Annotated in this window: 27 protein-coding genes; 13 read left to right on the top strand and 14 right to left on the bottom strand. The window is 45.1% G+C overall.

The annotated features are described in order from the left end of the window. Nucleotides 1-92 precede the first annotated feature (92 nt). The 3 genes from ubiA to BEL05_RS13980 all read left to right on the top strand — a co-directional run bounded on the left by ubiA (nt 93) and on the right by BEL05_RS13980 (nt 2792). Nucleotides 93-953 carry a 4-hydroxybenzoate octaprenyltransferase gene (ubiA, locus tag BEL05_RS13990; protein WP_028762549.1) on the top strand — a complete coding sequence of 287 codons (861 nt, stop codon included), beginning with the start codon at nt 93-95 and terminating at the stop codon, nt 951-953. Between the two features lie 180 nt (nt 954-1133). Continuing rightward, the gene (locus tag BEL05_RS13985; RefSeq protein WP_069671520.1) at nt 1134-1619 is read left to right on the top strand and encodes a hypothetical protein; all 486 of its coding nucleotides are present in this window, start codon (nt 1134-1136) and stop codon (nt 1617-1619) included. 99 nt (nt 1620-1718) lie between these two features. After that, nucleotides 1719-2792 carry a hypothetical protein gene (locus BEL05_RS13980; protein WP_051412900.1) on the top strand — a complete coding sequence of 358 codons (1074 nt, stop codon included), beginning with the start codon at nt 1719-1721 and terminating at the stop codon, nt 2790-2792. Between the two features lie 73 nt (nt 2793-2865). Here BEL05_RS13980 and hemB read toward each other — a convergent pair whose 3' ends face one another. The 11 genes from hemB to BEL05_RS13925 form a co-directional block, all read right to left on the bottom strand. Beyond that, on the bottom strand, nt 2866-3882 hold the full coding sequence (hemB, locus tag BEL05_RS13975; RefSeq protein WP_069671519.1) for a porphobilinogen synthase: 1017 nt from the start codon (nt 3880-3882) through the stop codon (nt 2866-2868). A gap of 97 nt (nt 3883-3979) precedes the next feature. Then, on the bottom strand, nt 3980-5848 hold the full coding sequence (locus tag BEL05_RS13970) for a sensor domain-containing diguanylate cyclase (RefSeq protein WP_069671518.1): 1869 nt from the start codon (nt 5846-5848) through the stop codon (nt 3980-3982). Next, a complete protein-coding gene (locus BEL05_RS13965; protein ID WP_069671517.1) occupies nt 5835-6644 on the bottom strand; it encodes a TatD family hydrolase in 810 nt (269 codons plus the stop codon). Before BEL05_RS13965 ends, BEL05_RS13970 begins: the two co-directional genes overlap by 14 nt. Next, on the bottom strand, nt 6644-7186 hold the full coding sequence (locus tag BEL05_RS13960; RefSeq protein ID WP_069671516.1) for a hypothetical protein: 543 nt from the start codon (nt 7184-7186) through the stop codon (nt 6644-6646). The genes BEL05_RS13965 and BEL05_RS13960 overlap by 1 nt, the downstream gene beginning before the upstream one ends. A 92-nt stretch (nt 7187-7278) precedes the next feature. Continuing rightward, the gene (gene tatC, locus BEL05_RS13955) at nt 7279-8037 is read right to left on the bottom strand and encodes a twin-arginine translocase subunit TatC (protein ID WP_028762555.1); all 759 of its coding nucleotides are present in this window, start codon (nt 8035-8037) and stop codon (nt 7279-7281) included. Nucleotides 8038-8040: 3 nt separating this feature from the next. Further along, nucleotides 8041-8439 (bottom strand): Sec-independent protein translocase protein TatB, encoded by a 399-nt coding sequence (gene tatB, locus BEL05_RS13950; RefSeq protein ID WP_069671515.1) that lies wholly within the window; start codon nt 8437-8439, stop codon nt 8041-8043. Nucleotides 8440-8445: 6 nt separating this feature from the next. Then, nucleotides 8446-8676: a Sec-independent protein translocase subunit TatA gene (gene tatA, locus BEL05_RS13945; RefSeq protein ID WP_028762557.1), complete on the bottom strand. Its 231-nt coding sequence runs from the start codon at nt 8674-8676 to the stop codon at nt 8446-8448. A gap of 72 nt (nt 8677-8748) precedes the next feature. Beyond that, complete coding sequence (ubiB, locus tag BEL05_RS13940) at nt 8749-10398, bottom strand: ubiquinone biosynthesis regulatory protein kinase UbiB (RefSeq protein WP_069671514.1); 1650 nt, start codon at nt 10396-10398, stop codon at nt 8749-8751. Beyond that, nucleotides 10395-11018 (bottom strand): ubiquinone biosynthesis accessory factor UbiJ, encoded by a 624-nt coding sequence (locus BEL05_RS13935; RefSeq protein ID WP_069671513.1) that lies wholly within the window; start codon nt 11016-11018, stop codon nt 10395-10397. Before BEL05_RS13935 ends, ubiB begins: the two co-directional genes overlap by 4 nt. Nucleotides 11019-11054: 36 nt before the next feature. Then, entirely contained in the window at nt 11055-11810 is a 756-nt protein-coding gene (gene ubiE, locus BEL05_RS13930; protein WP_028762560.1) for a bifunctional demethylmenaquinone methyltransferase/2-methoxy-6-polyprenyl-1,4-benzoquinol methylase UbiE, read from the bottom strand. A gap of 204 nt (nt 11811-12014) precedes the next feature. Then, nucleotides 12015-13058, bottom strand: coding sequence for a formimidoylglutamase (locus BEL05_RS13925; protein WP_069671512.1), 1044 nt, complete (start codon nt 13056-13058; stop codon nt 12015-12017). 534 nt (nt 13059-13592) lie between these two features. On the opposite strand from BEL05_RS13925, the gene BEL05_RS13920 reads away from it, so the two are divergent. From BEL05_RS13920 to BEL05_RS13905, 4 genes are read left to right on the top strand one after another with little or no spacing between them, the layout of a single operon-like run. Then, on the top strand, nt 13593-14444 hold the full coding sequence (locus tag BEL05_RS13920; protein ID WP_245687001.1) for a MipA/OmpV family protein: 852 nt from the start codon (nt 13593-13595) through the stop codon (nt 14442-14444). A 7-nt stretch (nt 14445-14451) separates the two neighbouring features. Then, complete coding sequence (locus BEL05_RS13915) at nt 14452-14841, top strand: DUF3019 domain-containing protein (protein ID WP_069671511.1); 390 nt, start codon at nt 14452-14454, stop codon at nt 14839-14841. Nucleotides 14842-14843: 2 nt separating this feature from the next. Next, on the top strand, nt 14844-15548 hold the full coding sequence (locus BEL05_RS13910) for a response regulator (protein WP_069671510.1): 705 nt from the start codon (nt 14844-14846) through the stop codon (nt 15546-15548). Further along, complete coding sequence (locus BEL05_RS13905) at nt 15545-16846, top strand: ATP-binding protein (RefSeq protein WP_069671509.1); 1302 nt, start codon at nt 15545-15547, stop codon at nt 16844-16846. The genes BEL05_RS13910 and BEL05_RS13905 overlap by 4 nt, the downstream gene beginning before the upstream one ends. A gap of 129 nt (nt 16847-16975) precedes the next feature. Here the strand turns inward: BEL05_RS13905 and BEL05_RS13900 are convergent, their stop codons facing one another. Then, nucleotides 16976-17434: a CC0125/CC1285 family lipoprotein gene (locus tag BEL05_RS13900; protein ID WP_069671508.1), complete on the bottom strand. Its 459-nt coding sequence runs from the start codon at nt 17432-17434 to the stop codon at nt 16976-16978. A 19-nt stretch (nt 17435-17453) separates the two neighbouring features. Continuing rightward, nucleotides 17454-18227 (bottom strand): outer membrane protein OmpV, encoded by a 774-nt coding sequence (ompV, locus tag BEL05_RS13895; protein WP_069671507.1) that lies wholly within the window; start codon nt 18225-18227, stop codon nt 17454-17456. 585 nt (nt 18228-18812) lie between these two features. On the opposite strand from ompV, the gene BEL05_RS13890 reads away from it, so the two are divergent. Beyond that, nucleotides 18813-19058 carry a PspC domain-containing protein gene (locus tag BEL05_RS13890; RefSeq protein ID WP_028762562.1) on the top strand — a complete coding sequence of 82 codons (246 nt, stop codon included), beginning with the start codon at nt 18813-18815 and terminating at the stop codon, nt 19056-19058. Between the two features lie 321 nt (nt 19059-19379). After that, entirely contained in the window at nt 19380-19517 is a 138-nt protein-coding gene (locus BEL05_RS21065; protein WP_156029369.1) for a hypothetical protein, read from the top strand. Between the two features lie 108 nt (nt 19518-19625). Here BEL05_RS21065 and rraA read toward each other — a convergent pair whose 3' ends face one another. Further along, nucleotides 19626-20111 (bottom strand): ribonuclease E activity regulator RraA, encoded by a 486-nt coding sequence (gene rraA / locus BEL05_RS13880; protein WP_028762564.1) that lies wholly within the window; start codon nt 20109-20111, stop codon nt 19626-19628. A gap of 336 nt (nt 20112-20447) precedes the next feature. Between rraA and BEL05_RS13875 the strand changes: the two genes are divergently transcribed. The 4 genes from BEL05_RS13875 (at nt 20448) to BEL05_RS13860 (ending at nt 25752) form a co-directional block, all read left to right on the top strand. Continuing rightward, nucleotides 20448-20702, top strand: a complete 255-nt coding sequence (locus BEL05_RS13875; protein WP_028762565.1) for a YgjV family protein — start codon at nt 20448-20450, stop codon at nt 20700-20702. A 91-nt stretch (nt 20703-20793) separates the two neighbouring features. After that, complete coding sequence (locus tag BEL05_RS13870; RefSeq protein WP_069671505.1) at nt 20794-21321, top strand: phosphatase PAP2 family protein; 528 nt, start codon at nt 20794-20796, stop codon at nt 21319-21321. Nucleotides 21322-21342: 21 nt separating this feature from the next. Further along, a complete protein-coding gene (locus BEL05_RS13865; protein WP_069671504.1) occupies nt 21343-22395 on the top strand; it encodes an MJ1255/VC2487 family glycosyltransferase in 1053 nt (350 codons plus the stop codon). Between the two features lie 159 nt (nt 22396-22554). Continuing rightward, a complete protein-coding gene (locus BEL05_RS13860; RefSeq protein WP_069671503.1) occupies nt 22555-25752 on the top strand; it encodes an HD domain-containing phosphohydrolase in 3198 nt (1065 codons plus the stop codon). Nucleotides 25753-25759 lie beyond the last annotated feature (7 nt).

Below are 25759 nucleotides of genomic sequence, written 5' to 3'. Positions count from 1 at the left end.
TTGAAAGTGGCAGTGTGTCAGTCATAATGCCATTGAATAATTTTATGCTGAGATGAAAAAAGGCCAGAGTAGTATTAGGAGAGCCTAACAAGATGAACTTAAAGGATAAGGCTGATGCATATTTGCGTCTAGCACGTATGGACAGGCCCATAGGGACCTTGTTGCTACTGTGGCCATGCCTGATGGCACTACTACTAGCTGCTGGTGGCATGCCTGATATTAAGGTACTTTTTATCTTTATCATTGGTGTGGTGGTCATGCGTGCTTGTGGGTGCATCATCAATGATTACGCCGACCGAGATCTTGACTCACACGTAGAGCGAACCAAATCTCGTCCGCTTGCAAGTGGTGAGGTATCGGTTAAAGAAGCGCTGATACTGTTTGCAGTGTTGGGGTTATTTGCTTTTGGATTAGTGCTGCTGCTTAACCCTTTGGTGGTTAAACTCTCAGTGGTAGGTATCATTCTAACCATCATCTACCCATTTACTAAACGCTTCACCAATATGCCGCAGATGTTCCTTGGGGTAGTGTGGAGCTGGTCGATCCCTATGGCCTATGCCGCACAAACGGGTGAAGTCCCCGCAGAAGCTTGGTGGTTGTTTGCCGCCAATTGGTGCTGGACAGTCGCCTACGACACCATGTATGCCATGGTCGATAGAGATGATGATCTCAAGGTTGGCATTAAATCTACAGCCATCTTATTTGGACGATTCGATAGGCAGATCATTGCCCTATTTCAGCTTGTGGCATTAGGGTGTTTTATTATGGCGGGCTTAAGTGCTGAGCGCGGACTACTCTATGGCTTAGGTATCATCACTTTCGTTGGTTTTAGCTTGTATCAACAAAAGTTGATCCATGGGCGCGAACGAGCTCCTTGCTTCAAGGCATTCTTAAATAACAACTGGGCTGGGCTTAGTCTGTTTGTGGCGCTAGGCGCCGATTATCTTATCTAGTACGGTTTCCCTTATTACGATCATCGTTTGTGTCTGGGTGGCGATGCTGGTGCCATCTTTATACTGATTGGTATTACCATCATCGCCTCTTTTTATAATGATGCATTCAAGTTGTGCTTGCATGTAGCCGATAACCTGTAGAAGAAGCGATTGGGGTGATTGGACATAGGAAGGCTTGCAATGAACATCGATGGTATTAATAAACAAAATATCGCGACGCGTAGCGGTCTAAGCGGTCTAAGTGAGCTAAAGGTCACCGCCAAACAAACTAATGGACTCGCGACTCCTGTGGTTACAACCCAAAGTCAGCAGCAAGAGGGAACTGAGTTAGCGGCTAGCGTGTCGATTTCAGCAGCTGGTCGCAAAGCACTGGCCAGTGAGTTGGGCAGTACACTGCATGACAAATCGGCTCTAGAAAAAGCTAAAGCACAGGCTGAAGCGGAAAAGACACCGAAAAAACCGATAGATGAACTGCTAGAAACATTAAAAGAGCAGGTTGAAAAACTCAAACAAGCGTTAAAGGCACTGGAAGGCGACAAGAGTGAAGCGGCTCAGAAAAAACGCGAGCAGATACAGACACAAATCACCGTCCTAATGGGGCAAATTAGTACCTTGACGATAGAGAAGCTCAAACAAGAGGAGCAGGCTGCAAGGGCTAACCGCTAGATGATCCTTGTTGTTTAACCGCTTATCATTCTTATTTCATTGAATTCCATCACCTATGCCCCAATGTTAATACTAAGTTAATCACACAGGGAGCCTTGTATGAGGCGAAGTGTCAAGTACCGAGTCCTATTTCTAGTTAGTGCCATATTGGCCTATACCATTGGCTTTCAGATATTACCTGAACAACTGAGCGGCGATCGCAGCTATCTGATTGTTACTGGTGTATCAGTGGTCTACTTTTTGTTGCTACCGCTCTTGTATTGGTATGCGATTATCAAGGTGGGTGAGCAAAAGCTGTGGAAGCTGCTTATTATTTTCAGTCTCAGTAGTTTAATGGCTCGGCTTGGCTTCCCCGCTGAGATAGCTAATTACTTTGAGTTTATCGCTTGGCTACGCTTTCCTATTATTGCCGTGCTACTGGCCATTGAGTTGTATTTGATTGTGAGTATTACTCGAGGGTTGTGGCAGGCAAGGAAGGCCAAAGGCGATCCGCGGCTGACGGTGATCAATCAATATGGCGTCGATCATGAGCAAACCTCGCCTGCAGCTGATAAGCCGCCACTCCAAGATGATAAGAAACTTACCTTGGGGTATATGTTAGCGACTGAACCAGCTAGCTGGTATTACGCTATCAGTTATTTTTCTCGGCATCATGCTAGCGCTATTGCGCATATCTCCTCATTTTCCGCGAGTCGCTGGCATCTACTTTTACTGCTTAGCGCCTTAATGACTGCTGCGACGGGAAGTTACCTCGCGTTAGTCAATTGGAGTGAGTTAACTGCTCTCTTTGTGGCAGGGTTTATCGCCTATGGTGTGGTGCTACTTTGTGCGAGTCATCGGATTGCCCGGCATTATAGTTGTTATCTCATAGATGAAAAATTGGTGCTAAATCGAGGTATTTGGGGGATGCTCGTCGTTAAGCTAACGAGTATAACTGTGGTCGATTTACTTGATGATAATGCGACACGCGATAAGCAAGCACTTAGCCTCGGGCGAGGGCAGAGCAATACACGATTGATGTTTAACGCGCCACAACTCTATCATGGATCAATGGGGCAGTTGACTGAGTGGGTGAGCCAGGTTGACGTGGTGCTGGATAATCCGGCCCAATTTAAGACAATCATCGAGGCTGCGCTAGCCGAAGAAGAGACTGGACTGCAACAGGCGAGCTAGTTATTAGCCGATGATTTACAACAAAAAAGCCAGTGACAATATCACTGGCTTCTCTTTTTACTCAACAAGCAGACTAGTTGTTGTCGTTCTCTTTTAGCCACTGAGCTGCGCGTTTAGCAAAGTAAGTTAAGATACCGTCGGCACCAGCACGCTTAAAGCAAAGTAGTGACTCCATCACAATGGCTTTCTCAGCCAACCAACCGTTTTCAATGGCAGCCATATGCATAGCGTATTCACCACTTACTTGATAAGCGAAGGTTGGCACGGCTAACTCACGTTTAACGCGAGTGACGATATCCAGATACGGCATACCTGGCTTAACCATGACCATATCCGCGCCTTCTTGGATGTCGAGAGCGACTTCATGTAAGGCTTCATCACTGTTTGCTGGATCCATTTGATAGCTATGCTTGTTGCCACCTTTTAGGTTACCCGCAGAGCCAACGGCGTCGCGGAACGGACCGTAGTAGTTTGATGAGTATTTAGCGGAGTAGGCCATGATTTGTGTGTTGACGTGGCCAGCTTCTTCCAATGCTTGACGGATAGCACCAATACGGCCATCCATCATATCTGATGGGGCAACAATATCAGCGCCGGCTTCAGCATGCGAAAGCGCTTGCTTCACTAAGATTTCGGTGGTGATGTCATTGAGAATGTAACCATCTTCATCGATGATGCCATCCTGTCCATGGGTAGTGAATGGGTCGAGTGCAACGTCAGTCATCACTCCTAGCTCAGGAAATGCTTCTTTTAGTGCACGTACTGCACGTTGCGCCAGCGCATCGGCATTGTAGGCTTCTTCCGCCATTAATGACTTTTTCTCTGCTGGTGTGACAGGAAATAGTGCAATTAGTGGGATGCCTAATTTGACTAACTCTTCAGCTTCTTTGAGCAATAGATCGATAGAGTAGCGCTCAACACCAGGCATTGAGGCAACTTGTTCGGTGCGATTATTCCCTTCGAGTACGAACATTGGGTAGATTAAGTCATTGACCGATAGCTGGTTTTCAGCCATTAAACGGCGACTAAAATCATGTTTACGCATGCGGCGCATTCTGCGCTGTGGAAAAGCACTGGTAATGATGTTCACATTCGACTCCTAATTTAGGGTTACTGGCTTTAGAAAAAAATGCCGAGTTGCATGACCTTTCGGCCATATAAAAGGCATGATTTGCAAGCGAATTTATCTATTCTTCGAGTTCAGACGTATAAACGCAGACGCGATTTCGTCCATCATTTTTAGCACGATAAAGTGCTTTATCTGCCCGCTCAACCAAGGAGTGAATGTGCTCGTCGTCATTGATGATGTCCGCACAGATCCCTACGCTAATGGTTAGCGGTATTGCATTTTTTTCCCAACTCAGAGGGAGTTGGAACACGGTTTCACGCATAAGTTCAGCTACTTGGTACGCGCCTTCTTCTGCGGTGTTAGGCAATATCATAGCAAACTCTTCACCGCCAAAACGTGACACTAGATCACTTGGACGTCTTAATTTTTCCTTTAAGGCTTGTGCAATGAGTCTTAGAGCCTGATCTCCTGCGAGGTGACCGAAGGTATCGTTAATACCTTTAAAGCGGTCGATATCGATCATTAAGATGGCTAACGGCGTTTGTTGGCGACGACTTAAACGACCTTCAGCGAGCAATCTTTTATCGAAAGCAGCGCGATTCTTCACACCGGTTAAGCTATCGACCGTGTTTTGTTCTGTCAGTTTTTGGTTGGCTTCATTGAGCTCTCTTAACGCTATTTCTAGTTCTAACGTGCGCTCTTGTACCATCTGTTCAAGTTTTTCATTGCTATCGGCTTCAATTTTTAGCGCCTCTTCACGGGTTTCGCGTATGCGCTGGGCTTGTTGTAAAGCTTCCTGCTGAATTTGGAGCTTAGCCTTGCGTTCATCGTTGTAGCGAATCGCTAAAACGGCCGCCATAAAGACGATCTCAAAACTCAGCCCAAGCATAATGGGTGTTTGATGCAGAATCGGTAGGTAAAGCACACCGAGATACATCATGGCGGTAACAAACGAGCCAATTAACATACCTGACCAGGCTAAAGTGTAGAGTTTAGCTAATTTGTGGCCGCGTATACTAAGAGTGATTGCAATCACCATCAGCATGGATGTGGTGATGAGTACGGCGATAATATTCAGCTTAAGCGCCACCGAGTAACTTAGGAATGGGGTGACTAATATTAAGAAAAAGGCGGTTGCTGCACAGTAGCGGCACAGTCTTAACATGGCTAAATTATGATATTTGAGTTGCAGTACTTTCTCGGAAAACATCAGCACAAATGTTAACGCAATTGGAATCAACAATGGGATCACAATTTGGTGGACAATAGGCCAGTCAGGCCATAAATACCTAAAAGATAAACCATGTAAGGTGGCAACCAATAGGCTGACAGAGAGCACATAGCCAGAATAGTAGCTGTAACTATAGGAGCGGGAGGTAATCGCGATAAAAAGGCTAAATAGACCAATAGCCATTAATGCCCCAAGCTGAAAGCCTTGGGTGAGCGATTGGCGTTCAGTGACTTCTACAATGTGATCTGGCGATAACAGTGATAATGGAATGTTTGCGCTACCTGAGGTTTCAATTCTGAGATAGAAGGTATGTACCTGCTCGGGTTGTAAGTCGAAACGATATAAAAAACTATTGTGGGGAATAGGGCGTTGAGAAAAGGGATAGCTATCGCCCATCTCTATGTGAACCTGAGTGTTATCTCGCTGAAGGTGATACAAACTGATTTTATCGATATGCGGATTAGCCAGAGATAAAAATCGCCGGATCTTGCTATCTGTGGCGTTGTACAGGCTGAATTTTATCCAAAAAGGTGCCACATTGAGGTGATCATTAAATTGTGGCGTTAAGTGTTGCCATTGGCTAGAACTGAGACTCGATACTTGAGCTAGCGTATCTATGTGTGGGTCTTGAACGTAATAGAGCCATGAGGACAAATCGATAGATTGGTCTTTATTTACGGCCAGCAAGGATTCAGCATAGCTATGGCTACTGCACAGGAGCAAGATCAATATGCAAAATGCGTTAAATCGCTTCATAAGCCCACGCTAACTTAAAAAACTCCGCACTGTTAGTGTAAGCCTGTTTAGCAAATTCGTTGGGGCATTGGCCTCTTAGGTTAGCCACATATTCACTAATATAGGGGAGGTGTTGTGGCTCATTCTTACTTGATTTAGGTTTGGGGCGCATACTTCGCGGCAGTAGATAGGGACTGTCGGTTTCTATCATGATGCGGTTGTCTGGGATAAGTGGTACTAATTCTGCGAGCTCAATTCCGCGCCGTTCATCACACACCCATCCAGTGATCCCTAAATGCAGGTCAAGGTCGATATAGCGCGCTAAACTGTTTCGGTTACCAGTAAAGCAATGCAGTAGAGCGCCGTTTAGCTCGCTACGGTACTCTTGTAAAATCGCCGCAAAATCCTCATGGGCGTCACGTTCATGCATTAACACTGGCAGTTGTAATTCAACTGCAATAGCCAGTTGCTCGGCAAACGCTTTACGCTGCATCGGGCGCGGTGAAAAGTCGCGATTATAATCTAAGCCGCATTCACCTACTGCCACCACATGAGGCTGTTGCGCCAGATGAATCAGTTGGTCAGCACTGCTGCTGTGCCACTCTTTGGCGTGATGAGGGTGAACCCCCGCGGTGCAAAACAGTAATTGTGGATGCTGATGACAGCAGTCAATGGCTTGTTGGCTTTCAGTCAAATCACTGCCAATAACAATGAGCGGTGATACCCCTTGGGCAACCGCTCGTTGAATCACATTATCGAGATCTTTTTCTAAGGTGCTGCCAACTAAGTTAACAGCGATGTCTATGTGACTTGGCATTAGTCGAGGCGTTTAACTCGAATTGTGCTGTTGCTGTCATCACGGCCCAATAGGAAAGAACCCAATGCACCGGTTTCGATATAAACGGTCTCGCCAGCCTTAATTTTGAAACGACGGCTGTCGTTTTGCTTCCAAACTTGACCATTTTCAAAACTAATCTTTAATGTCCCGCGAGGATCTTTACTGACAGACTTTACCGTTAAGTAAAGTTTATCAATCTCTTCTTTCTCTTCTTTATAGACTTTACCAAAGTTATCTTCTGCAGACTGAGGCGCTGCAGCAACGACAGGTGTGGCAACTTCGGCTGCAGTTGGCGCTTGTGATGAGACCGGGGCAGGTTTTGAGACTGGCGCTGCAACTTGAGTGACAGGACTCACTTGCTTTACGCTTTGTGCCAAATTGTCATAGCAAACAAGCCGGTCTAATTTATCTGATTTACCTGCGCAGGCTGCGAGCTGTTGCTCAATATTAGCGGAAGCTTGAAAAGTGCATAAAACGGTGGCGAGAGAGACCCAACCCATTGGGGAAAAACGTAAGCGCATAAAGAGTTCCTTTTATTATTTTGAGCGCCAAATGTGTGACCCGCTATGACGACTACCCTAATGAGGTAGCCATCAGTTTTGCGTTGTCAGCGTTACTGGCCAGGTTCATCCTGTTCTATCTGCTCGTCTTCTTCAGAGTCCTTTTTACTGTAGAAACGCGCAGCAATCAATCCCCCTTCAAATAATATCAGCATAGGAATCGCCAACATGGTTTGAGAGATGATGTCTGGAGGTGTAAGTAGCATGCCGATAACAAACGCGCCAACAACAATATAGGGGCGCTTTGTTTTGAGTTCTTCAGGAGTCGTTACACCTGCCCAGCACAGTAAAATCACCGCAATCGGGATCTCAAATGCTAAGCCAAAGGCAAAAAACAGTTTAAGCACAAAGCTTAAATAGCTACTAATATCCGTCGCAACCTCTACGCCTTCGGGGGCCACGCTGGTGAAGAAGCCAAATACCACTGGGAATACGATGTAATAAGTAAATGCTATTCCAAGGTAAAACAGTAGTGTACTGCTGGTAAGGAGTGGCAGCATTAAGCGCTTCTCATGCTTATACAAGCCCGGCGCAATAAAGGACCAGATTTGGTAAAGCACGTAAGGAATGGCAATGAAAAATGCTAACACTAAGGTCAGTTTGAACGGTGCAAAAAACGGAGCCGCCACATCCGTAGCAATCATGCTACTGGTTTCTGGCAGCGCATCCATCAGCGGCGTGGCCATATAATGGTAAATATCGTTTGCCCAATAAACTAAGCAAATAAAAACAAAAAGCACACTACCAATGGCTTTAAGCAACTTGTTTCGCAGTTCGAGCAAGTGGCTTATTAATGGCTGCTGTTGCGACATGGACTACCCGTCAGATTTTTCTGTAGAATTGCTGGCCTTGTCTGTTTTGGTCTCTGTTGGCGTCGAGTCGCTCTTGGTACTGTCTGTACCCGTAGCAATCTCTTCGACCTTATAGGGACGATTAACAGATTGGGCTGCTTCTTTTAGTTGGTCGATTGAATCCTGTAACTCAGGAGAAAGGTTTTTAAGTCCTTGGCTTTCAGCCTTTTTAAGGTCTGAATGCAGTTGCTCAATTTTAAGCTCCTGCTCAAGTTCATCTTTTACTGAGTTAGCCATGCGTTTCATGGCTCGGATCCAGCCTGTAATTGAACGTACTGCAACCGGGAGTCTTTCAGGGCCAAGAACGACTAGCCCTAAAACGCCGATCAACAGTAACTCCATAAAGCCGATACCGTCGAACATAAGGAATTACGCCTGTTCTTTATCCTTGGACTCAGTCTTTTTTACGTCAGTCTGAGCGGTTTTTTCTGCTGCATTGTCTTCAAGTGCTTTCTTCTCTTCTTCAGAAGACATGGCGTTCTTGAAGCCTTTTACTGCGCCACCTAAGTCACCGCCAAGTGAGCGTAACTTCTTTGTTCCGAAAAGCAAAACGACAATTAAAGCAATGATAAGAAGTTGCCAAATACTAATGCCACCCATGAAACTTTCCTCTCTATTTAACTCTTTAGTTAATATTGGTTCTATTATGAACCTTTGGTTATTTAGTGCTAGCTAAAATTTGCGATTCTTTGGCCTAGATCGCCATCCGAGCATCCACAGAATGCCCCCTATGCCGACAGACCCATAAGAGGCCCATAGTGTAGCGTTTTGTGCGAACAAAATAGTGCCACAGATCACTAAAACTGCTGATGTGATTAAAAGGTAGTTACTTTTATGGGCTTTTTGTTGCTGTTTTAGATAGCGGTCGAGCAACTGGTTTTGGCTATTGACGAAGTTTTTACCCATTTTTAGGTTGTCATAAACTAGTTCTGGCAATTCTGGTAGCTTATCCGCCCAGTAGGGAAACTGCTTCTTCATCTTTTTTGCCATCCCTATTGGCCCCATCTGCTCAGCCATCCAATCCTCTAAGAAAGGCTTAGCGGTTTTCCACAGATCGAGCTGAGGATAGAGCTGTCGACCTAGTCCTTCAATATAGAGTAAGGTTTTTTCAAGCAGCACCAGTTGTGGCTGCACCACCATATCGAAGCGTCTTGCCGTTCTAAACAACTCAAGCAGCACATGGCCAAAGGAGATCTCGTCTAACGGCTTATTAAACATGGGCTCGCAAACCACCTTTATGGCTTGCTCGAAAGCAGGAACGTCAGTATCGGCCGACACCCAACCGGACTCGATGTAAAGCTGGGCGATACGGTGATAATCTCGGTTGAAGAATGCGAGGAAGTTTTCTGCTAAGTAACGCTTATCTTGCTCTGTGAGCGTGCCCATAATGCCGCAGTCTAGGCCGATATAGAAGGGATCTTCAGGGTGTTCGGTACTGACAAATATGTTGCCAGGGTGCATGTCGGCATGGAAGAAATTGTCTCGGAATACTTGGGTGAAAAACAGTTCTACACCACGCTCCGCCAATAATTTTAGGTTAGTGCCTTGGGCTTCAAGCGCGGCTTTATCGGACACAGGAATACCATAAATACGTTCCATCACGATTAGACGAGTAAAACAAAACTCCTCATACATGAAGGGGATATAAAGTGCCCCAGAGTCAATAAAGTTATTGCGTAACTTGATGGCATTGAGTGCTTCAAGTTTTAAATTCAGTTCACCTTCTATGGTGGTGCGGTAATCTTCCACCACCTCGGCAGGGCGCAGACGGTTACCGTGACCAAGCAGAGTCTCTAAAAACTGTGCGCTCTGGCTCATCAGTTGCAGGTCGGCATGCACCTTTTCTTCTACGTTAGGGCGTAGGACCTTAAGTACCACATTTGCACCATTGGACTTGAGGGTGGCGGTATGGACTTGGGAAATTGAAGCTGATGCCAGTGGCGTGTCATCAAAGTTGTCGAAATAGGTTTCAATAGGGGCGCCCAGTTCCGCTTCAATCTGTTGGCGCGCGATCGCTGAGTCAAAAGGTGGCACACGGTCTTGTAGCATGGCTAGCTCTTCGGCCCACTCATCGCTGAGCAGATCGCGCCGAGTTGATAGCATCTGCCCAAACTTAATATAGACGGGACCTAACTCCTGCATCGCCAGCTTTAAACGTTCGCCGCCAACCTTATCTTTGTGTTGGTTGGTTAACCAAAAAAAACTCCAACGTAGCAGACGGAAATACCAAGGTTTGAGCTTTGATGGAATTAGCTCATCGAGTCCGTAATGGAGTGCGGTTTTGATTACTTGATATGCGCGCCGAATGCTTTTAACTGTCATTTGCTAAAGTTTGCCCTAGAGGTAAGTCGTTCAATCCGTTGGCTCAAGGCATCGGTATCTGCCGCAAGCTGCTCGATTCTATCACCAAAATGGATAAATTCGATTTTATGTGGTGCAAGGCGATATTCTTCGGTGGTTAACTGCCCAAGATGATCTCGGCTTTTAAATATCACTTGCAGCAGATCTTGCTTTAGCTGTTTAGCGCCTTGGCTTAAAATGTGAGTCGGAGCATCGCCAATATAGCGTGATAGCGGCTCGGCAAAATCGAACTCCATCTGCTGCATGAAATGGCTAAAGGTTTGCAGTAGATTAAGGTCGCCTTCGAGTTTTAGCTGATCTTGCTTAATTAACTCGGTGAGGTTGGCCCCTTCAGTCAGCTTGTATAGTGTGGTGAGATCGGCGGTGACCTGGGTGGTAACATCACCTTCATAGTGGCTAAAGACTTGAATCTCTTTAGCAAAGAGCAGATACAGTGGCCATCTGAGCTGCGTCAGTTGGATACACAAGACTTTACCATGCAGGCTATGGAGTTTGCTGTAAGTGTCTGGAGACTGGTTGGTTGCTTGTTTTAGTGCGGTTTCAAGCCCCGCACTGATCAGCAATGCAATTTCACGTTTCATGCTTTACCTAGTAGTGTGAGGCGAGACAGTTAAGGGCTAGAACTTGTAGCCCTTATGCAGCGCAACGATACCATCTGTCATGTTGGTATATTCGACCTGCTCAAAACCCGCATCAACCATCATGCCTTTCAAGGTTTCTTGGTCTGGGTGCATGCGTATTGACTCTGCTAAGTACTCATAGCTGCCAGCATCCTTTGTGATGATGTCGCCCATTTTTGGCAGAATTTTGAAGCTATAAAGATCATATATTTTGCGCATAATATCATGCTGCGGCTTTGAAAATTCAAGCACTAGCAACTTACCGCCAGGCTTGAGTACACGCAACATAGATCGGATAGCCGAATCTTTGTCGGTGACATTACGTAAACCAAAAGCGATAGTAATAATATCAAAGTGATTGTCTGGGAACGGCAGTGCTTCAGCATTGGCTTGCACGTAATTGACGTTGCCGACAACACCGCGGTTACGCAACTTTTCACGACCCACTTTAAGCATTGAGTCATTAATATCGGCAAGGGTTACTTGGCCTTTGCTACCCACAATATGCGAGAACTTAGCCGTTAAATCACCAGTACCGCCAGCGAGGTCGAGTACCTTCATGCCTGGACGAGCGCCTGCACTTTCAATGGTAAAACGTTTCCACATGCGGTGAATACCAAAGGACATGACATCATTCATAATGTCGTACTTGGCTGCGACAGAGTGAAAAACATCGGCGACTAGATCCGCTTTTTTCTCTGCTTCTACCGTCTTATAACCGAAATGGGTACTGTTTGGTGTGCCCTCAGACATTGCTGTGTTCCTGTACTTTGCTGCTGTTACTGGCGAGTGTAAGTGATTGACTCAATTTGCTGAATCATTCATCGGTCACTCTGTGATCGATGTAAATAATCTGTTTGGTCATTTTCTAAAAATGCGCCCTAGCGCAGAGTTTCGAGAAAATTGACGCAGCATTACATCACAATATTAGCAATAAGCCAAATTCCCTGAGCCCAATTAGCCCAAGGGATGCTGAGTAATACGTCCTTGGATATAGGAATAGATCAATTCACTGATACTTTGCCCTGTTTCACGTCGTCCAGCCTCGACGCCAGCAGTATGGCAGCTCGGTGCGCCCTCAGCTAAATGCAAGTAGCAGGCGTGGGTTTGACGAGCGACTTGATTGACATAATAGAGGGCATCAATCAGTGGGACTCCGGCGCTTGTCGAGGCGCTGCTAGGCATATTGATGATAGCGTCGAGATCCAGTTCAATGGCCACGGGGAGCCCGCTGGCATTAAGGTCGACGACAATATCGCTAACTGCTTGTTTTAGTTCCAGCTCTTGGCGTACCCAAATTGATTGAAACGTATGCCACTTTCCGCCAAAGGCCATTAATTGATCTAAGGTCTGTTGGCTGTTTTTCAGCTCGTGCATGCCGAGTACGTGGTAATAACCCAGCGCTCCACTTGCTGCTGCATAGCTAAAACCGTTACCACTGTGGCGACCTTCTCGCGGTCTAAAGTCTGAATGGGGATCAAGGTTCACCGCGGCAATCGGGCGCTTCAATGTCGTTTTAGCCGCCATCAACAGACCATAGGCATTATTGTGGCCGCCACCGATAACAATAGGTTCCAGTCCCGCGCTAATGATGTCACTGGCGATGGCGATAACCCGTTCGTCAAGTTGCTCTACATTGGCTCGTAATTGGGCCGCCGATGCTGTACCAGGTAGTTGTAGATCGTCAGTAATCACTTGCCCAAGAACGAGGCAGCAGTTGCCGTCGAGAAACTGGTTAGATTGAAAATTACAAAATTGCGCCATCGCTGCGTCAAAGGCATCGATTGCGCCACCTCGGCCAAGGTTAGCGCGGGGGCCGATATCTTCGCCTATGCCGATAATGGCAAATTTTACCCCTTTATCTTTGGCTTGGCTAAGCGCTTGCGTTAGTGGTGTTTGGCCATCGTAGCAATGTAAGGTTTGGCCAATTTTGGTCTCACCTTCTCGTTTGGCGACAAGGGCACTACAGATCTCGGCAGTAAAAGGGATAAGTGTTTGCATGGTGTCGGTTCTTTTAGTTGTTAGTGATGCAAGGTATCTGCTGACAATAGTAATTGATCAATTTAAATAAAGTGTGTTTTTTTTGTGTTCTGCCAAATTTAACAAGGCAGGGGGTATGAAGGCGACAATTTGTGAGATGTTTTCAATTTGTAGAGCTAAACCGATAACAATAGCCTCTATCTTATTCAATAAATACTCCGCTATTTTCAACGATTTTGATTACTAGCATCACATTGCGCTGTTATGAGCATGTGTAGTATTTTAGAGACGTTTAAGCAGCAGGATTTAGCTTTTTGCATAATCGAGAAGCATGATCAAACGCCATTTTGTATTGATTATCGTTAACAAGCTCTTAAGCTAAACAGAATCTTGCTATAGCCTGCATTCATTCATGCATAGAGGTGAGTGCATGAGCTAAAATCATGGATAAAAGGATGTCATCATGGCCCTGCATAAGTGTCATTTAGTTTTACTGATTCTTCAAATGAATTTTATACAATGCAATATCAGCCTATTATGAGTATTGGTCGTGTTATGTGGCGAATCACCCGCCAACTATGCATATTCTTCTCAATCTTGATTTCAAGCCTTGCTGTAGCATCTGATATTGCTACCACTGTTACTGGAGGCGTTGATAATCGTCTAGCTAACGGCGGCTATTTTGAGCTTGGCGCTAGCGTTTACGGCATCAATAAAGTTGATATTCGCCAAAGAGACCATCAGACTATTCAGCCATCGCTGTTGATTAGCGGCGTGTACCAGTACAAAGGGCTATTTGTTGAGATGATACATCAATCTCAAGATGGCATTAATCTGGGGTTTAATATTTGGAACTCAGATCATTGGTCGTTAGATATTCTAGCCGCCAATCTTAAAAGTACTTGGTCTCGCGTTGACGATGTCGATCCATCGACTCTCACTGAAGCCGGCCGCAACGCTTATCTCATGTCTGAAGAGTCTATTTATGTCGGCGCAGGGTTTCGAGCTACACGTTATTGGGATGACCACTACGTATTCCAATATCGCATCGTTAGTGATTATTTTGATGGTCAAGGGATTCAAAGTAGTGCCCGTCTGGGTAAATCTTGGCAAGTTCGTAATTGGAACTTTCATGCGTTAGGCAGTATTGAGTACTCATCATCGACATTGAACCGTTATCTGTTTGGTATCGATAGCGATGAAGCGACAGAACTGTTACCTGAATACCGACCAGATAGCTCATTTAGCTACGGCCTAGAGCTTGGAGTGGCATACCCGCTCAGCGAGAGCTTTGTATTTCGTGCTATGTATCGTATCAATGTGTTGTCAGATGAAATCACTGACAGCCCCTTCAATCAAGCTGATCACCTGTCGTTTTTTAACGCCTCTATCAGTTATGTATTTTAGGGGGCATATGAATAAATTCAGTCAGTGCCTTATGCTCACCTTGCTCTGTTGTCCTCTTGCAGCTTGGGGGCAAGAACCTTCAATTGTCTTTACTGCGGCACCAGAACGATGTGTCGCACTGCATAAAGGCCAAACTTGCTATCAAGATGTGCAGTTTCGCTGGAAAACACCTGAGGTTGGTCAATATTGTTTAGTCCTGGTTGAAAGGCAGCAACAGCTCACCTGCTGGCGGGGGGCATCCGTACAACAGTACCAATATAGCTTTGAAGGGGATAAAACCACTACGTTTAACCTGATCAGAAACGGCGATACAAACCCACTTGCTGAAGTTAAAGTGATTGTGACTTGGGTGTATAAAGCACCCAAGCAAAGTCAGTCCGGCTGGAGGTTATTTTAAGGATGTCAGTGGAAAAACACATATTAGTTGTCGAAGATGATACCTCGTTGGCAGAGTGGATTGGTGACTATCTACTTGATCACGGCTATGGGATCACAGTCGCTAGTCAAGGTGACTATGCTTTAGAGATGATCGCCGAAGAGCAACCCGATTTAGTGTTATTAGATGTGATGCTGCCGGTTAAAAATGGATTCGATGTGTGTAAGGACGCTAGAGCTTTTTATTCAGGCCCCATTCTTTTTATGACCGCTTGTGTTGAGGATGGCGATGAAATTCAGGGGTTAAATGTTGGGGCGGATGATTACCTTACTAAGCCAATTCGTCCACAAGTGTTGCTCGCACGCATAAAAGCGCTATTGCGCCGTACTAATGATGATAAAATCAAGCAGCAACTAGTATTTGACTCTCTGGTGCTCAATGCGGCGTCTAGATCGGTGACGATTGGCGAACAATCATTAGAATTAAACGCTAATGAGTTTGACGTGTTTTGGTTGCTGGCACTAAAAGTGGGTCAAGTTGTCAGTCGTATAGAGTTAGTCTCTCAACTGCGCGGCATTGAGTACGATGGCCTAGATCGTTCAGTCGATATCCGTGTATCTCGATTAAGAAAAAAGCTACATGAAGCCCAAAGTCAGCCATATAAAATCAAAACGATTCGTGGCAAAGGATACCTATTCTGCCGCGATGATATTGGCGCCGACTCATGAGAAAGTTAATTGCTTCACTGATACTAGCAGTGTTAGCCACTATCATCAGCTTGGGCTGGTCGATTAGCGAGTTTGCTGCGTTGCATAATCCACAGACTGAAGCCCCAAGTACAACTGACCATTTGGCAGCATTAAAACTGTTGGGCGTTTCCCTAGCACGTAGCTTGGATAATGATGCAACGAACAACGATATCTTTATAGACAACTGGAACCAGCATAATTCAGAACAGCTGTCGCTGGTTGCTGAAACCGAATTCATTTTGCCATCACCACTACAATTACAATTTGACTCCGAGGCTTCCTTATTGCTGGAGTCTGATGAAGGAATATCGCTGCATTATCTCCTTCCTAAGACTGGGAAAGTACTCAACATTAATACCAGTCTCACTACTCCTGCAGAGGCCAGTTTAAATCTTAACAAGCTGTATACCATGGTCTTTTATGGCGGCGTGGTTTTGATTATGTTGGTGTGGGTATCGCCTTTGATCCGTCAACTGTTGAACTTAAGTAAAACAACTAAGGCTTTTGGTATGGGAAAGCTGCAACAGAGAATAGTGGTCAACAAGACGTCTTATATCGGCTCAATAGAAACCGAATTTAATCGTATGGCAGATCGTATTCAACAGTTAGTTAATGACAATAAGTTGCTCTGTCGAGCCGTTTCTCACGACCTTAAAACCCCGATTGCCCGGTTGAGGTTTGGTATTGAAGCGCTAGAAGAAACGCACAATGAGAAGTTAAGAGTTAAGTATTTTCAGCGTCTTAATCGAGATATCGACACCATGGAAGAGTTGGTCATGACGCTATTAAGTTACGCGCGTCTTGACCAAGCTAATATACAACCAGATTTGCAGCTTATTGAGTTAAACGGCTGGTTGCAGCAAAAGCTAGCTAATCAAAGCGGGCCACATCAGCTTAATTTTTTACCGTCTTCAGACCCTTTGATGGTTAATACGGATCCTAAGTATCTATCAATGCAAGTTGCTAACCTGCTCAGCAATGCCGAGCGCTTTGGTCACTCAAAGGTGCAGGTAGTCGTCGAGGTTAAAGGTGATAGTGGATGGGTTCATTTTGATGATGATGGCCATGGCATCGCAGCAGAGGAAGCGGAACAAGTGATCAAGCCATTTGTGCGTGGTCAGCAGAGTCGAGGCAATGCGGGTCATGGTATGGGGCTTGCAATTGTAACTCGAATAGGCTGTTGGATGGGGTCAAAATTGTTAATTGGTCGAGCGCCTGAACTCGGTGGTGCGAGAATGTCATTGCAATTTAAGCGGCTTTTGCGCCACACAAGTTGAACCTTCACCGAGTGCGAAGCAAATATCTGCAGGCTAGTGGGTAATACTCCTCCTCAGCGATGTGACTTAGTGTTATACAGGGCAAGATAATGCGCCACTCAGTTATGAATGGCGCTGATAGGAAGATAGTTAATCCTCGATACTGATATGACCAATGATGTAATTGGTGTCATACACGCGAGCGCCTGTATTGGAAGTGTTACTCTTTAGGCCTGTGACTTCTACAATGGAAGAAGTTTCTTTATCAATAGTAGAACTGCCCCATAGTAGATCATTACTGCTGCTTGCCCCGACCCCAAATTGACCCACTGAGTCGCGATAGGTTTGCTCGTTAGTGAAGGTAAAATAGGGAAAGCCTGCCTTTTGGCACAGTTCAGCAGACTTAAGCATGACGTACTTTCTTGTCAAAGCCCGGTCGGTGTTGGTATTGCCAACAAAACTGATTTGCCAACTATCTGGGGCTATCTGTGCTGTTTCAAATCCTTTCCCAAATGACCAAAAGCTTTTTTCGGTGTCATAGGGGGTCGCGCAAGCTGTTAGTAAGATTGCTAACCCTACATTCACACATATATTTCTCAATGATTTCATTATTTTTCACCCAGATTGATTAGAAGCTGTAGCTCACGCCTAATGTGGTTACCCACTGGTTACTGCTATTGATAAGTGGTGAATCAGCAATATCTGGTGACAGGTGTGAATATGCGGTAGCTTGAGTGATATCGAGGTGCTCTGTTATGGGAACAACCAGCGAGTAGCCCACCTTATAGGCAAGCGAGCCGCTACCTTTATATTCAGGACGTTTAGCTGTCGCATCAGACTTAGATACACCAGCATAGTAATCAACATAGTCTTTGCTGAAATAGTGCACACCAGCGTAAGGTACGAGATCTGCAAACCCGAGGTGCATTGGGTGGTAGTAAGTTACGTCAGCCTGATAACCATCATATACGCCAGTGACGTCGTGTTGAAATTTGGTTGAAAAAGTGCCTTGGCCGACGCGAATATCGGCATTCACACCTAAATCACCACTTGTTTTACGATTTTTCATGCCAGTTAAAATATCGGCGTCACTAGCCTCCAAGCCTTGGTTTGCAACGACAAAGGCACTAAAGTTGAGCGTGCTATTGTTGTCACCCATAAATCGATAGTTGATACCAGCAAGATCTGCGTTAAAGTCTTCACCATGGTAGCCGCCGTTAAGGTAAACTGCCGTTTTATGGTCTTGACCTTTATAAAGTTCACTGCCAGTTGCTACACCAGCTCCTGCAAAATACTGGCCTTGATGGCTGTATATATTACCGTTACGAATATAGGTATTACCTTCAGCAACTGCATGGCTAGAGATTAAAATCGCTGTGATAGCAAAGCATAATTTTTTCATTTTCAGATCCTTTTTACATCTGTCGAGTGACGGTGACGCCACTATATTGGACTTGTAATTTAGGGTCTGTATCCAAATGTATCCTATGCGATTGACTGTAATCCTTCACCGTTATTAATCGCCTTTTCGTCGGATGTTGTATATAGCTATCCCAATGTCGTGATCAGATGTGAAAGAGCTATCTCATGTGCAAACACTTCTACGATACGTTGCACGCCATCTAGCCTAACTGAATCATGGAATGCCGAACAATGTCGTGATCACAGGGGAGAGGGAACGACGAATGTGTAAGACTCTTCGGGGGAGGGGAGTCACCAGTGATAATTTTTATTGGTTTCACTGAGCAGTATGAGCATTCTATTTGGGTTATTACGGGAGTTACTGTTTTTAGTGGGTTATATATCCGATCATTTAATGTTCATGGCGTTAGATCCAACATTTTTACTATTTACGAACGGTTTTAAAAATGGTTTATATTAAGAGATTATGGTGTTAATGGTGGCATTTTTACTTTTGACGCTGTGCGCAAGCATAGCCAACTAGAATGTTCCCCTGAACAGGGGCTAGTAGCCAAACGGAGGTGGCATGGAAAGTTTAGACAATGTGAAAGTTCTCACTCGCGGAGAATCAGCGGTTCTAGCTGGAGTTTGTTCAGGTATTGCCGAGTATTATCATTTGCGAAAAAACGGTATTAGGTTGGCATTTTTGTTAACCAGCTTGTTTTTTGCGATTCCAGTATTTGTCTATGTTGTTTTGTGGTTGGTTTTACCTGAATATCCGACGACAGAAGCGATGGCTCGCCACTTACGGCGCAAGAAGTTGCAAAGATAATATGGCCGCCAACAAGATACTTTGGCGCCGCCCTAAAAATATCATCTCTTGCCATTTAGGGACTCATCAATATTAATCTCTCTATTACCTATGGTTTCATTATCTCGCTACCGACCTAGAAACCTTTTAGATAGACAGGTTTTGTCCAAGTTTTTAGCTTTTGATTGTCCTACGGATAACAAATGTAGCTAAATCGAAGCTATAGAATAGCTCAGTGTAGATATGGCAGCGGACATTGATGGCATGGTCGAGAATGTTCTCGACATTTTTCGACATTCCCTACTTGCGTGTGGGTCAGATGTTTTCGTTAAGCGGCCAAGGATGACGTATCGTGCCCAAAGCATCGACACATTCCCCGCCAGACAGACGGCTGATAACTGTGAAGATACCAGCATGAATCGACTGCATCTTATGCCGATAGCCACAACGATAGCGATTATTACTGCGACTCAAGAGTAGGCGGAGCAATCGAAATGCCACAAAAAAAGACGACCTGAGTCGTCCTTTTGCTGTCATGCTCGGGCTAAATGCCCAAGTTTAAATCACTTAGCCCATTTCGGGTTCGAATTAATCGATATCCAGTGGCTCTGGCGACAAGATAATACCAGTATTGTCAGCGTAAACATGATCGGCTGGGAGGAAGGTGACTCCACCGAAGTTAACTGGGATCTCTAATTCACCAACACCATGTCCGTCGGCACCTACAGGAATTGATGCCATGGCTTGAATGCCGATATCGAGGTCTTCAAGTGAATCAACATCGCGCACTGAACCGTACACGATAATGCCTTCCCACTTGTTATCAACACCCAACTGAGCAATTGATGCGTCAATTAATGCACGACGTAATGAGCCGCCACCGTCGACAAGTAGGACTTTACCTTCACCATCTTGTTGCAGCGCTTCGATGATTAGACCGTTGTCTTCAAAGCATTTGATAGTGCTAATTGAACCACCAAATGAGCTACAACCACCGTAATTACTGAACATAGGTTCAACAACATCGACGACATCAATGTAAGTGTCACAAAGTTCTGAGGTGTTGTATTCCATAAGTCATACTCCTGTAGAAAGGCATTTTGCTAGGATAAATCAGCAAATTATTGATAGCAGCCAGTATATAAGGGATTCTTAAAAAGAAAAGCGTTATCAATCACGCAATTGCCGATAAAAGAGGCTATTACCTCGTTTGTTGTAATATTTCTCTCATTGCTGCTCTATTGGGCATAAAACATGATTCAGGTCATTAAATAACGTATTTTAATTACATGTTGATGGCAAATTTGTTAGCATATAGGCAGTCATTGATTAACTTAACTTTAACTTGCTTTAGGGGCACGGATCCCCCAGTTAGCTTATGGACGGCAGAGGGCCTCAAGAAGGTGCCTTATGGAAGCTTCAAACACGATTGAACTTATTGGATATTCTGCATCAATCATGGTTGCAATATCGTTAATGATGAAAGACATTGTTTGGCTAAGATGTCTGAATTTTACAGGTTGTACACTGTTTGTGATTTACGGGGTTTATATCTCGGCTTGGCCTGTTGCTGGCATGAATGCGTTCGTTGCTTGCATCAATATTTACCACTTGGTGAAAATATTCCGCGCTAAAGTGAAGGCGAATACACCAGCAGAGGCTTAATCTCTGTCATAAATATTTAGGCTAGGTGTCACTGAGGCGTCATAGCTATTTTTTAGGCTCCTGATCAATCACTGTTGATCCGGAGCCTTTTATGTTTGAGTCAATCGCTAAACTTGATCGCCAAATTTTTACTCTGATCAATGATTTTGGGTGCAAGTATCGACTCAGAGTTGCCGCTAGACTTGTTTCCAAGTCCGGCGATGGTCCCATATATCTCTACCTAAGTGTTTGCTTACTGTTAGTTCACCCCTCTGGTCAGTTACTGTTTAATAGTGCGTTGGCTGCTTTTATTGTTGAGTTGCCGCTTTACCTTATTTTAAAAAATACCATTCGCCGTACCCGCCCCTGTTACCAAGCTGTGCTGAATGCAGGTAGTAAGCCTGTTCACTTTGAACCCTCTGACAAATTTAGTTTGCCTTCGGGGCACACAGCTGCCGCGTTTGTCATGGCCAGTGCGCTAGCATCGGTTTATCCCTCGATAGCAGTGATGGTTTTTTTATGGGCTGGACTAATTGGACTCTCGCGGATCATCCTAGGAGTACATTATCCGTTGGATATCGCTGCGGGGGCAACTTTAGGGGTCATGAGTTTCAATCTTTGTATGCCATTTGTGGCGTAATAACGCATCTAAGGAGAGACAATGCGGATTCTTTACGGTGTTCAAGGGACGGGTAATGGTCATTTGAGCCGCGCGCGAGTGATGGCAAAAGCGCTAGCCAAACAAAGTATCAAGGTGGACTTTTTCTTCTCAGGAAGAGAAGCTCGTCACTATTTTGATATGCAGTGTTTTGGTGACTATCGTGCAGAAACGGGGTTAACGTTTGCTACCCACAATGGCGGCGTGAGCATGACGAAGACGGCTTGGCAGAACTCCCTCATCGCACTGGTTAAGGATGTGCGTAACATTGACCTAAGTGGCTATGATCTAGTGTTGAATGACTTTGAACCTGTATCCGCCTGGGCGGCGAAGCAGCAAGGCGTACCGTCGGTGGGGATCAGTCATCAAGCAGCGCTGCGTTATGCAGTACCTAAGGTGGGCGACAATTGGTTTAATCAGATTTTGCTCAACTATTTTGCCCCCGTTGACAATGCCCTTGGATGCCACTGGCATCATTTTGGTTTTCCAATATTACCCCCCTTTGTCGAGGTTTCGGCAGAGGTGAGTTATGCGTCCCACGAAATATTGGTTTACCTACCGTTTGAATCTCCAGAGGCGATAGTTGAGTTATTGCGCCCTTTTGACGGCTATCTATTTCAAGTGTTTCATGGCTCTGCACCATCTGCTAATGATCTAGCCCATGTGTGTTGGTCAGGCTTTAGTCGTGACGGATTCAAGCAAGTGCTAGGCCGTTGTGGCGGGGTGATTGCTAGCGCCGGGTTTGAGTTGGCAAGTGAGGCGCTGACTTTAGGTAAAAAACTGCTGGTTAAACCGTTGCGTGGTCAGTTTGAGCAGTTATCAAATGTTGTCGCATTGGAGCTTCTAGGCGCAGCCGATTGCATGATGACCTTAGACTCGCACATTGTTCGGCGCTGGTTAAAAGCGCCTAGGCCTTTACCGATCGCATATCCGCAGGTAGGGGATGCACTCGTGGCTTGGCTGCAGCAGGGGGAGTGGCAGTCAGGCGAGGCTTTGTGCCAAGCATTATGGCAGCAGGTTGAGCTACCAGAGACTTGGCGTAAAAAAAGCCCTTAACGCTTGTTGCTGCATCTTAGTTATTGAAATTAAATGTGCTATCAACTGCTATTTTAGTTATTGATTTTCCTGTTTTTATAATTCTGTTTTAAATTGACTTGTAACCGACTTGTTATACTATTTAGTGGCGATCACATTACAGTCATAAAGGAATAGCTGATGGGTGCAGGGAAAAAAGGAAAATACAGACGACTAACCATACGGTTTACCGTTGTGAGCATTTTTATTATTGCCACCCTGTTTACTGCCATTATTGCCATCGGCTTGCAGTTTTATTTTAGCCAGCGCCTAGCTACTGAGGCTGCACTTAAACTCTATGACCACAGTGCCAATAGCACTGGCTCCTATCTGACCCAAGTTGATAACCAAGCGATTAATACCACCAGTCTATTGGCGCATTACAGAGGCCTTTATGACAGTAACGGGTTGACGCCTGAGTCGCTCAACATGTTTGCCGAAGTCATGCACGCTACTCCTTTTATCTACGCTATCTACATCGGCTTAGATAATGGTGATCTGTTTGAATTGGTTAACCTAAATGCCCACCCCATTGTGCGTAAGCAACTGGGTGCATCTCATTTAGACCGTTGGGTAATTATTGAGATTACTGATGAAGCTGATACTAGGCAGCGTAAAAAGCACTATTATGATAGCCAATTTAACCTAAGGGCGACCCATAGCGAGCCAACAGAGTATAATGCCAGCTTACGTCCTTGGTATGCCAATGCTGTTGTTGATCAAGTTCATAAGACAGAGCCCTATCTGTTTCAAAATTTACAATCGCCTGGAGTGACCTACGCAACCCGAATCGTTCATGATGATGCGGTATTAGCCGTAGATATTGCCTTATCTAGCCTGTCTGACTATTTGAATGGACTGGGGAGAAACATTGCTGGAGATAAAACCAAAGAGGTATTTATCTTTGAAGCAAGTGGCGATCTCATTGCTTCTAATATTGAGCAATCCACTGAGGTGGTTATTCCGCCATCCAACCCCTTGCAACTTACCCAAGCCCAGCAGGTACTGGTTGCCAATACCTTGCCATTAGTTGCGTCGAATGAGACCGACTGGCCACCGATTGACTTTGCCATTGCTGGCATGCCGCAAGGGTATAGTATCGACTTGCTCAATATTGTGGCGCAGATGACAGGGTTAACCATCAATTATAATAACGGGTTTACCTGGGCTGAGTTTATCGACAAGTTCAAAGAGGGTGAAATCGATATTCTGCATTCGTTAATGAATAGTGAGGACAATGCCAGTTTAGGTGCGTTTAGTCAGCCCTATTTGAGCTTGCCTTTCTCTGTAGTGACACTGAGCGGCAATGCTCCGATCACCGCTATTACGCAACTTGAAAATAGGCGGGTTGCCATTCCTATGGGGTGGTCGATAGTGGCGATTATCGAGCAGTATTTTCCCGCTATTCAGGTGATAGAGTACCAATCGACCTTAGAGATTTTACAGGCGGTAGCGCGCGGGGAGGTGTTTGCTGCAATCGATAACAGTATTGTATTGCATTATACCGCCCAGCAGTATTTTCTCGACAATCTACAGTTTCATGAAACTATCGATTATTCCCCTGTTAGAGTGGATGCAGGCTTAAGTATCGTAATGCAGCCCAAGCATGCAGACTTGGTTGAGATAATCAATTTGGCACTTAACAATATTAGCTCTGAGCAGATAACCGCGTTGCGCCAAAAATGGTTTTCTGAGGGGCAAAAAGCGGCGCCTAAAACCGTTGAAGGCACTGTACCCTATAAAGAGTTAATCGATATTGCGGCCAACCCAAGCTTGCAAAAGCGCTTAGGTGTCTACTCGATTGATGGTGTAGACAGCTTTGTTTACGTTACCCCGTTAGGGCATGCTGCCGACGAAACTGAATATTTCGCCATTGTGGTACCCACCAATGTGTTGCTTGCTTCGACGCACGATAAAGTAAAGAAATCGATTCTGGTCACAGGTATCTGTCTCCTGTTGGTGTTGCCCTTGTCGTGGCTGTTTGCCTCACCGATTATTAAACCCATTAATTTATTAGCGTTTGAAAACAAAAAGATAAAGAATCGTCAATATGATGATGTGGTAAAGATTGAATCCTTTATTAAGGAGATTGATGATCTTGCCTACTCTTTGGTCGACATGTCCGATTCCATCAAAGTGCATGAACATAATCAAAAGGCACTGATGGAAGCCTTTATTAAACTGATTGCGCAAGCGATTGATGATAAATCCCCCTATACTGCAGGCCACTGTAATCGTGTGCCAGAACTTGGATTGATGTTAGCTAAGTCGGCCTCAGAGTCCGGATTACCTGCATTTAAAGCGTTTGGCTTTAAGAATGAAGATGAGCATCGCGAGTTTAGAATTGCAGCTTGGCTACATGATTGCGGCAAAATCACCACTCCGGAGCATATTGTCGATAAAGGCAGTAAATTGGAGGTTATCTATAATCGGATTCATGAGGTAAGAATGCGTTTTGAAGTGCTCTGGCGTGATGCACAGATTAGCTATTATACCCAATGTATCGCCAGCCCTGATAAGCAAGAGACCTTAAAGACTGAGCTGGATGCAACCTTTATTCAGCTGACTGAGGATTTTGAGTTTATTGCCAACGCAAACGTGGGTGGTGAGTTTATGGATCAAGACCATGTGGATAGGCTTCACCAACTGGCTAAAACGCCTTGGGTGAGACATTTTAATGACAAGCTAGGTCTCTCGCCAATCGAAGAGCTTAATTATCCTGAGGAAGAGCAAACACTTCCGGTGACCGAGACGCTATTGAGTAATAAACCTCAGCACATTATTAAACGTGATTTTCCGGTGCATTTTGATGAGAAGTTTGGTATCAAGATGGAGATCCCTGAGTATCTTTACAACCAAGGTGAATTACATAACCTTGCTATCGCTCGCGGCACCTTAACCGCCGAAGATAGATTTAAAATTAATGAGCATATCACCAGTACTATCAAGATGTTAGAGAACTTACCGTTTCCTCCTGAGCTTGCCCGTGTGCCGCGTTATGCTTCAACGCACCATGAAACGCTTAAAGGCACTGGCTATCCGCGTAAATTGACTGCAGAGCAGCTCTCAATCCCTGAGCGGATCTTGGTGCTGGCAGATATTTTTGAGGCGTTAACTGCAGCGGATAGACCCTATAAAAAGGCCAAACCGATCAGTGTTGCCATTGATATTTTGCATAAGATGGCGCTGGATCAACACGTAGACATAGAGGTGTTTAGGTTGTTTTTAAGCAGCGGAGTTTATCTTGAATACGCGAACAGATTCTTAGATCCAAGCCAAATAGATGCGATCGATATCCATAAGTATTTCGACGAAGCGTTGGATAAGCAGCAGAGTTGATGAAGAG

Origin of the sequence: Shewanella colwelliana (genome assembly GCF_001735525.1) — a bacterium.
Lineage (GTDB): Bacteria > Pseudomonadota > Gammaproteobacteria > Enterobacterales > Shewanellaceae > Shewanella > Shewanella colwelliana.
Note: the sequence above shows the minus strand (reverse complement) of the source record. Positions and strands in the feature narration are given on the sequence as shown.

Coding starts and splice junctions, on each gene's coding strand:
- tatA (WP_028762557.1), bottom strand. CDS start 8,676: ATGGGTGGCATTAGTATTTGGCAACTTCTTATCATTGCTTTAATTGTC.
- ubiA (WP_028762549.1), top strand. CDS start 93: ATGAACTTAAAGGATAAGGCTGATGCATATTTGCGTCTAGCACGTATG.
- BEL05_RS13900 (WP_069671508.1), bottom strand. CDS start 17,434: ATGAAATCATTGAGAAATATATGTGTGAATGTAGGGTTAGCAATCTTA.
- BEL05_RS13925 (WP_069671512.1), bottom strand. CDS start 13,058: ATGCAAACACTTATCCCTTTTACTGCCGAGATCTGTAGTGCCCTTGTC.
- BEL05_RS13935 (WP_069671513.1), bottom strand. CDS start 11,018: ATGAAACGTGAAATTGCATTGCTGATCAGTGCGGGGCTTGAAACCGCA.
- tatC (WP_028762555.1), bottom strand. CDS start 8,037: ATGTCGCAACAGCAGCCATTAATAAGCCACTTGCTCGAACTGCGAAAC.
- BEL05_RS13915 (WP_069671511.1), top strand. CDS start 14,452: ATGAATAAATTCAGTCAGTGCCTTATGCTCACCTTGCTCTGTTGTCCT.
- BEL05_RS13865 (WP_069671504.1), top strand. CDS start 21,343: ATGCGGATTCTTTACGGTGTTCAAGGGACGGGTAATGGTCATTTGAGC.
- rraA (WP_028762564.1), bottom strand. CDS start 20,111: ATGGAATACAACACCTCAGAACTTTGTGACACTTACATTGATGTCGTC.
- BEL05_RS13910 (WP_069671510.1), top strand. CDS start 14,844: ATGTCAGTGGAAAAACACATATTAGTTGTCGAAGATGATACCTCGTTG.
- BEL05_RS13965 (WP_069671517.1), bottom strand. CDS start 6,644: ATGCCAAGTCACATAGACATCGCTGTTAACTTAGTTGGCAGCACCTTA.
- BEL05_RS13905 (WP_069671509.1), top strand. CDS start 15,545: ATGAGAAAGTTAATTGCTTCACTGATACTAGCAGTGTTAGCCACTATC.
- BEL05_RS13890 (WP_028762562.1), top strand. CDS start 18,813: ATGGAAAGTTTAGACAATGTGAAAGTTCTCACTCGCGGAGAATCAGCG.
- BEL05_RS13870 (WP_069671505.1), top strand. CDS start 20,794: ATGTTTGAGTCAATCGCTAAACTTGATCGCCAAATTTTTACTCTGATC.
- tatB (WP_069671515.1), bottom strand. CDS start 8,439: ATGTTCGACGGTATCGGCTTTATGGAGTTACTGTTGATCGGCGTTTTA.
- BEL05_RS13985 (WP_069671520.1), top strand. CDS start 1,134: ATGAACATCGATGGTATTAATAAACAAAATATCGCGACGCGTAGCGGT.
- ompV (WP_069671507.1), bottom strand. CDS start 18,227: ATGAAAAAATTATGCTTTGCTATCACAGCGATTTTAATCTCTAGCCAT.
- BEL05_RS13920 (WP_245687001.1), top strand. CDS start 13,593: ATGTGGCGAATCACCCGCCAACTATGCATATTCTTCTCAATCTTGATT.
- BEL05_RS13960 (WP_069671516.1), bottom strand. CDS start 7,186: ATGCGCTTACGTTTTTCCCCAATGGGTTGGGTCTCTCTCGCCACCGTT.
- BEL05_RS13875 (WP_028762565.1), top strand. CDS start 20,448: ATGGAAGCTTCAAACACGATTGAACTTATTGGATATTCTGCATCAATC.
- ubiE (WP_028762560.1), bottom strand. CDS start 11,810: ATGTCTGAGGGCACACCAAACAGTACCCATTTCGGTTATAAGACGGTA.
- ubiB (WP_069671514.1), bottom strand. CDS start 10,398: ATGACAGTTAAAAGCATTCGGCGCGCATATCAAGTAATCAAAACCGCA.
- BEL05_RS21065 (WP_156029369.1), top strand. CDS start 19,380: ATGACGTATCGTGCCCAAAGCATCGACACATTCCCCGCCAGACAGACG.
- BEL05_RS13970 (WP_069671518.1), bottom strand. CDS start 5,848: ATGAAGCGATTTAACGCATTTTGCATATTGATCTTGCTCCTGTGCAGT.
- BEL05_RS13860 (WP_069671503.1), top strand. CDS start 22,555: ATGGGTGCAGGGAAAAAAGGAAAATACAGACGACTAACCATACGGTTT.
- BEL05_RS13980 (WP_051412900.1), top strand. CDS start 1,719: ATGAGGCGAAGTGTCAAGTACCGAGTCCTATTTCTAGTTAGTGCCATA.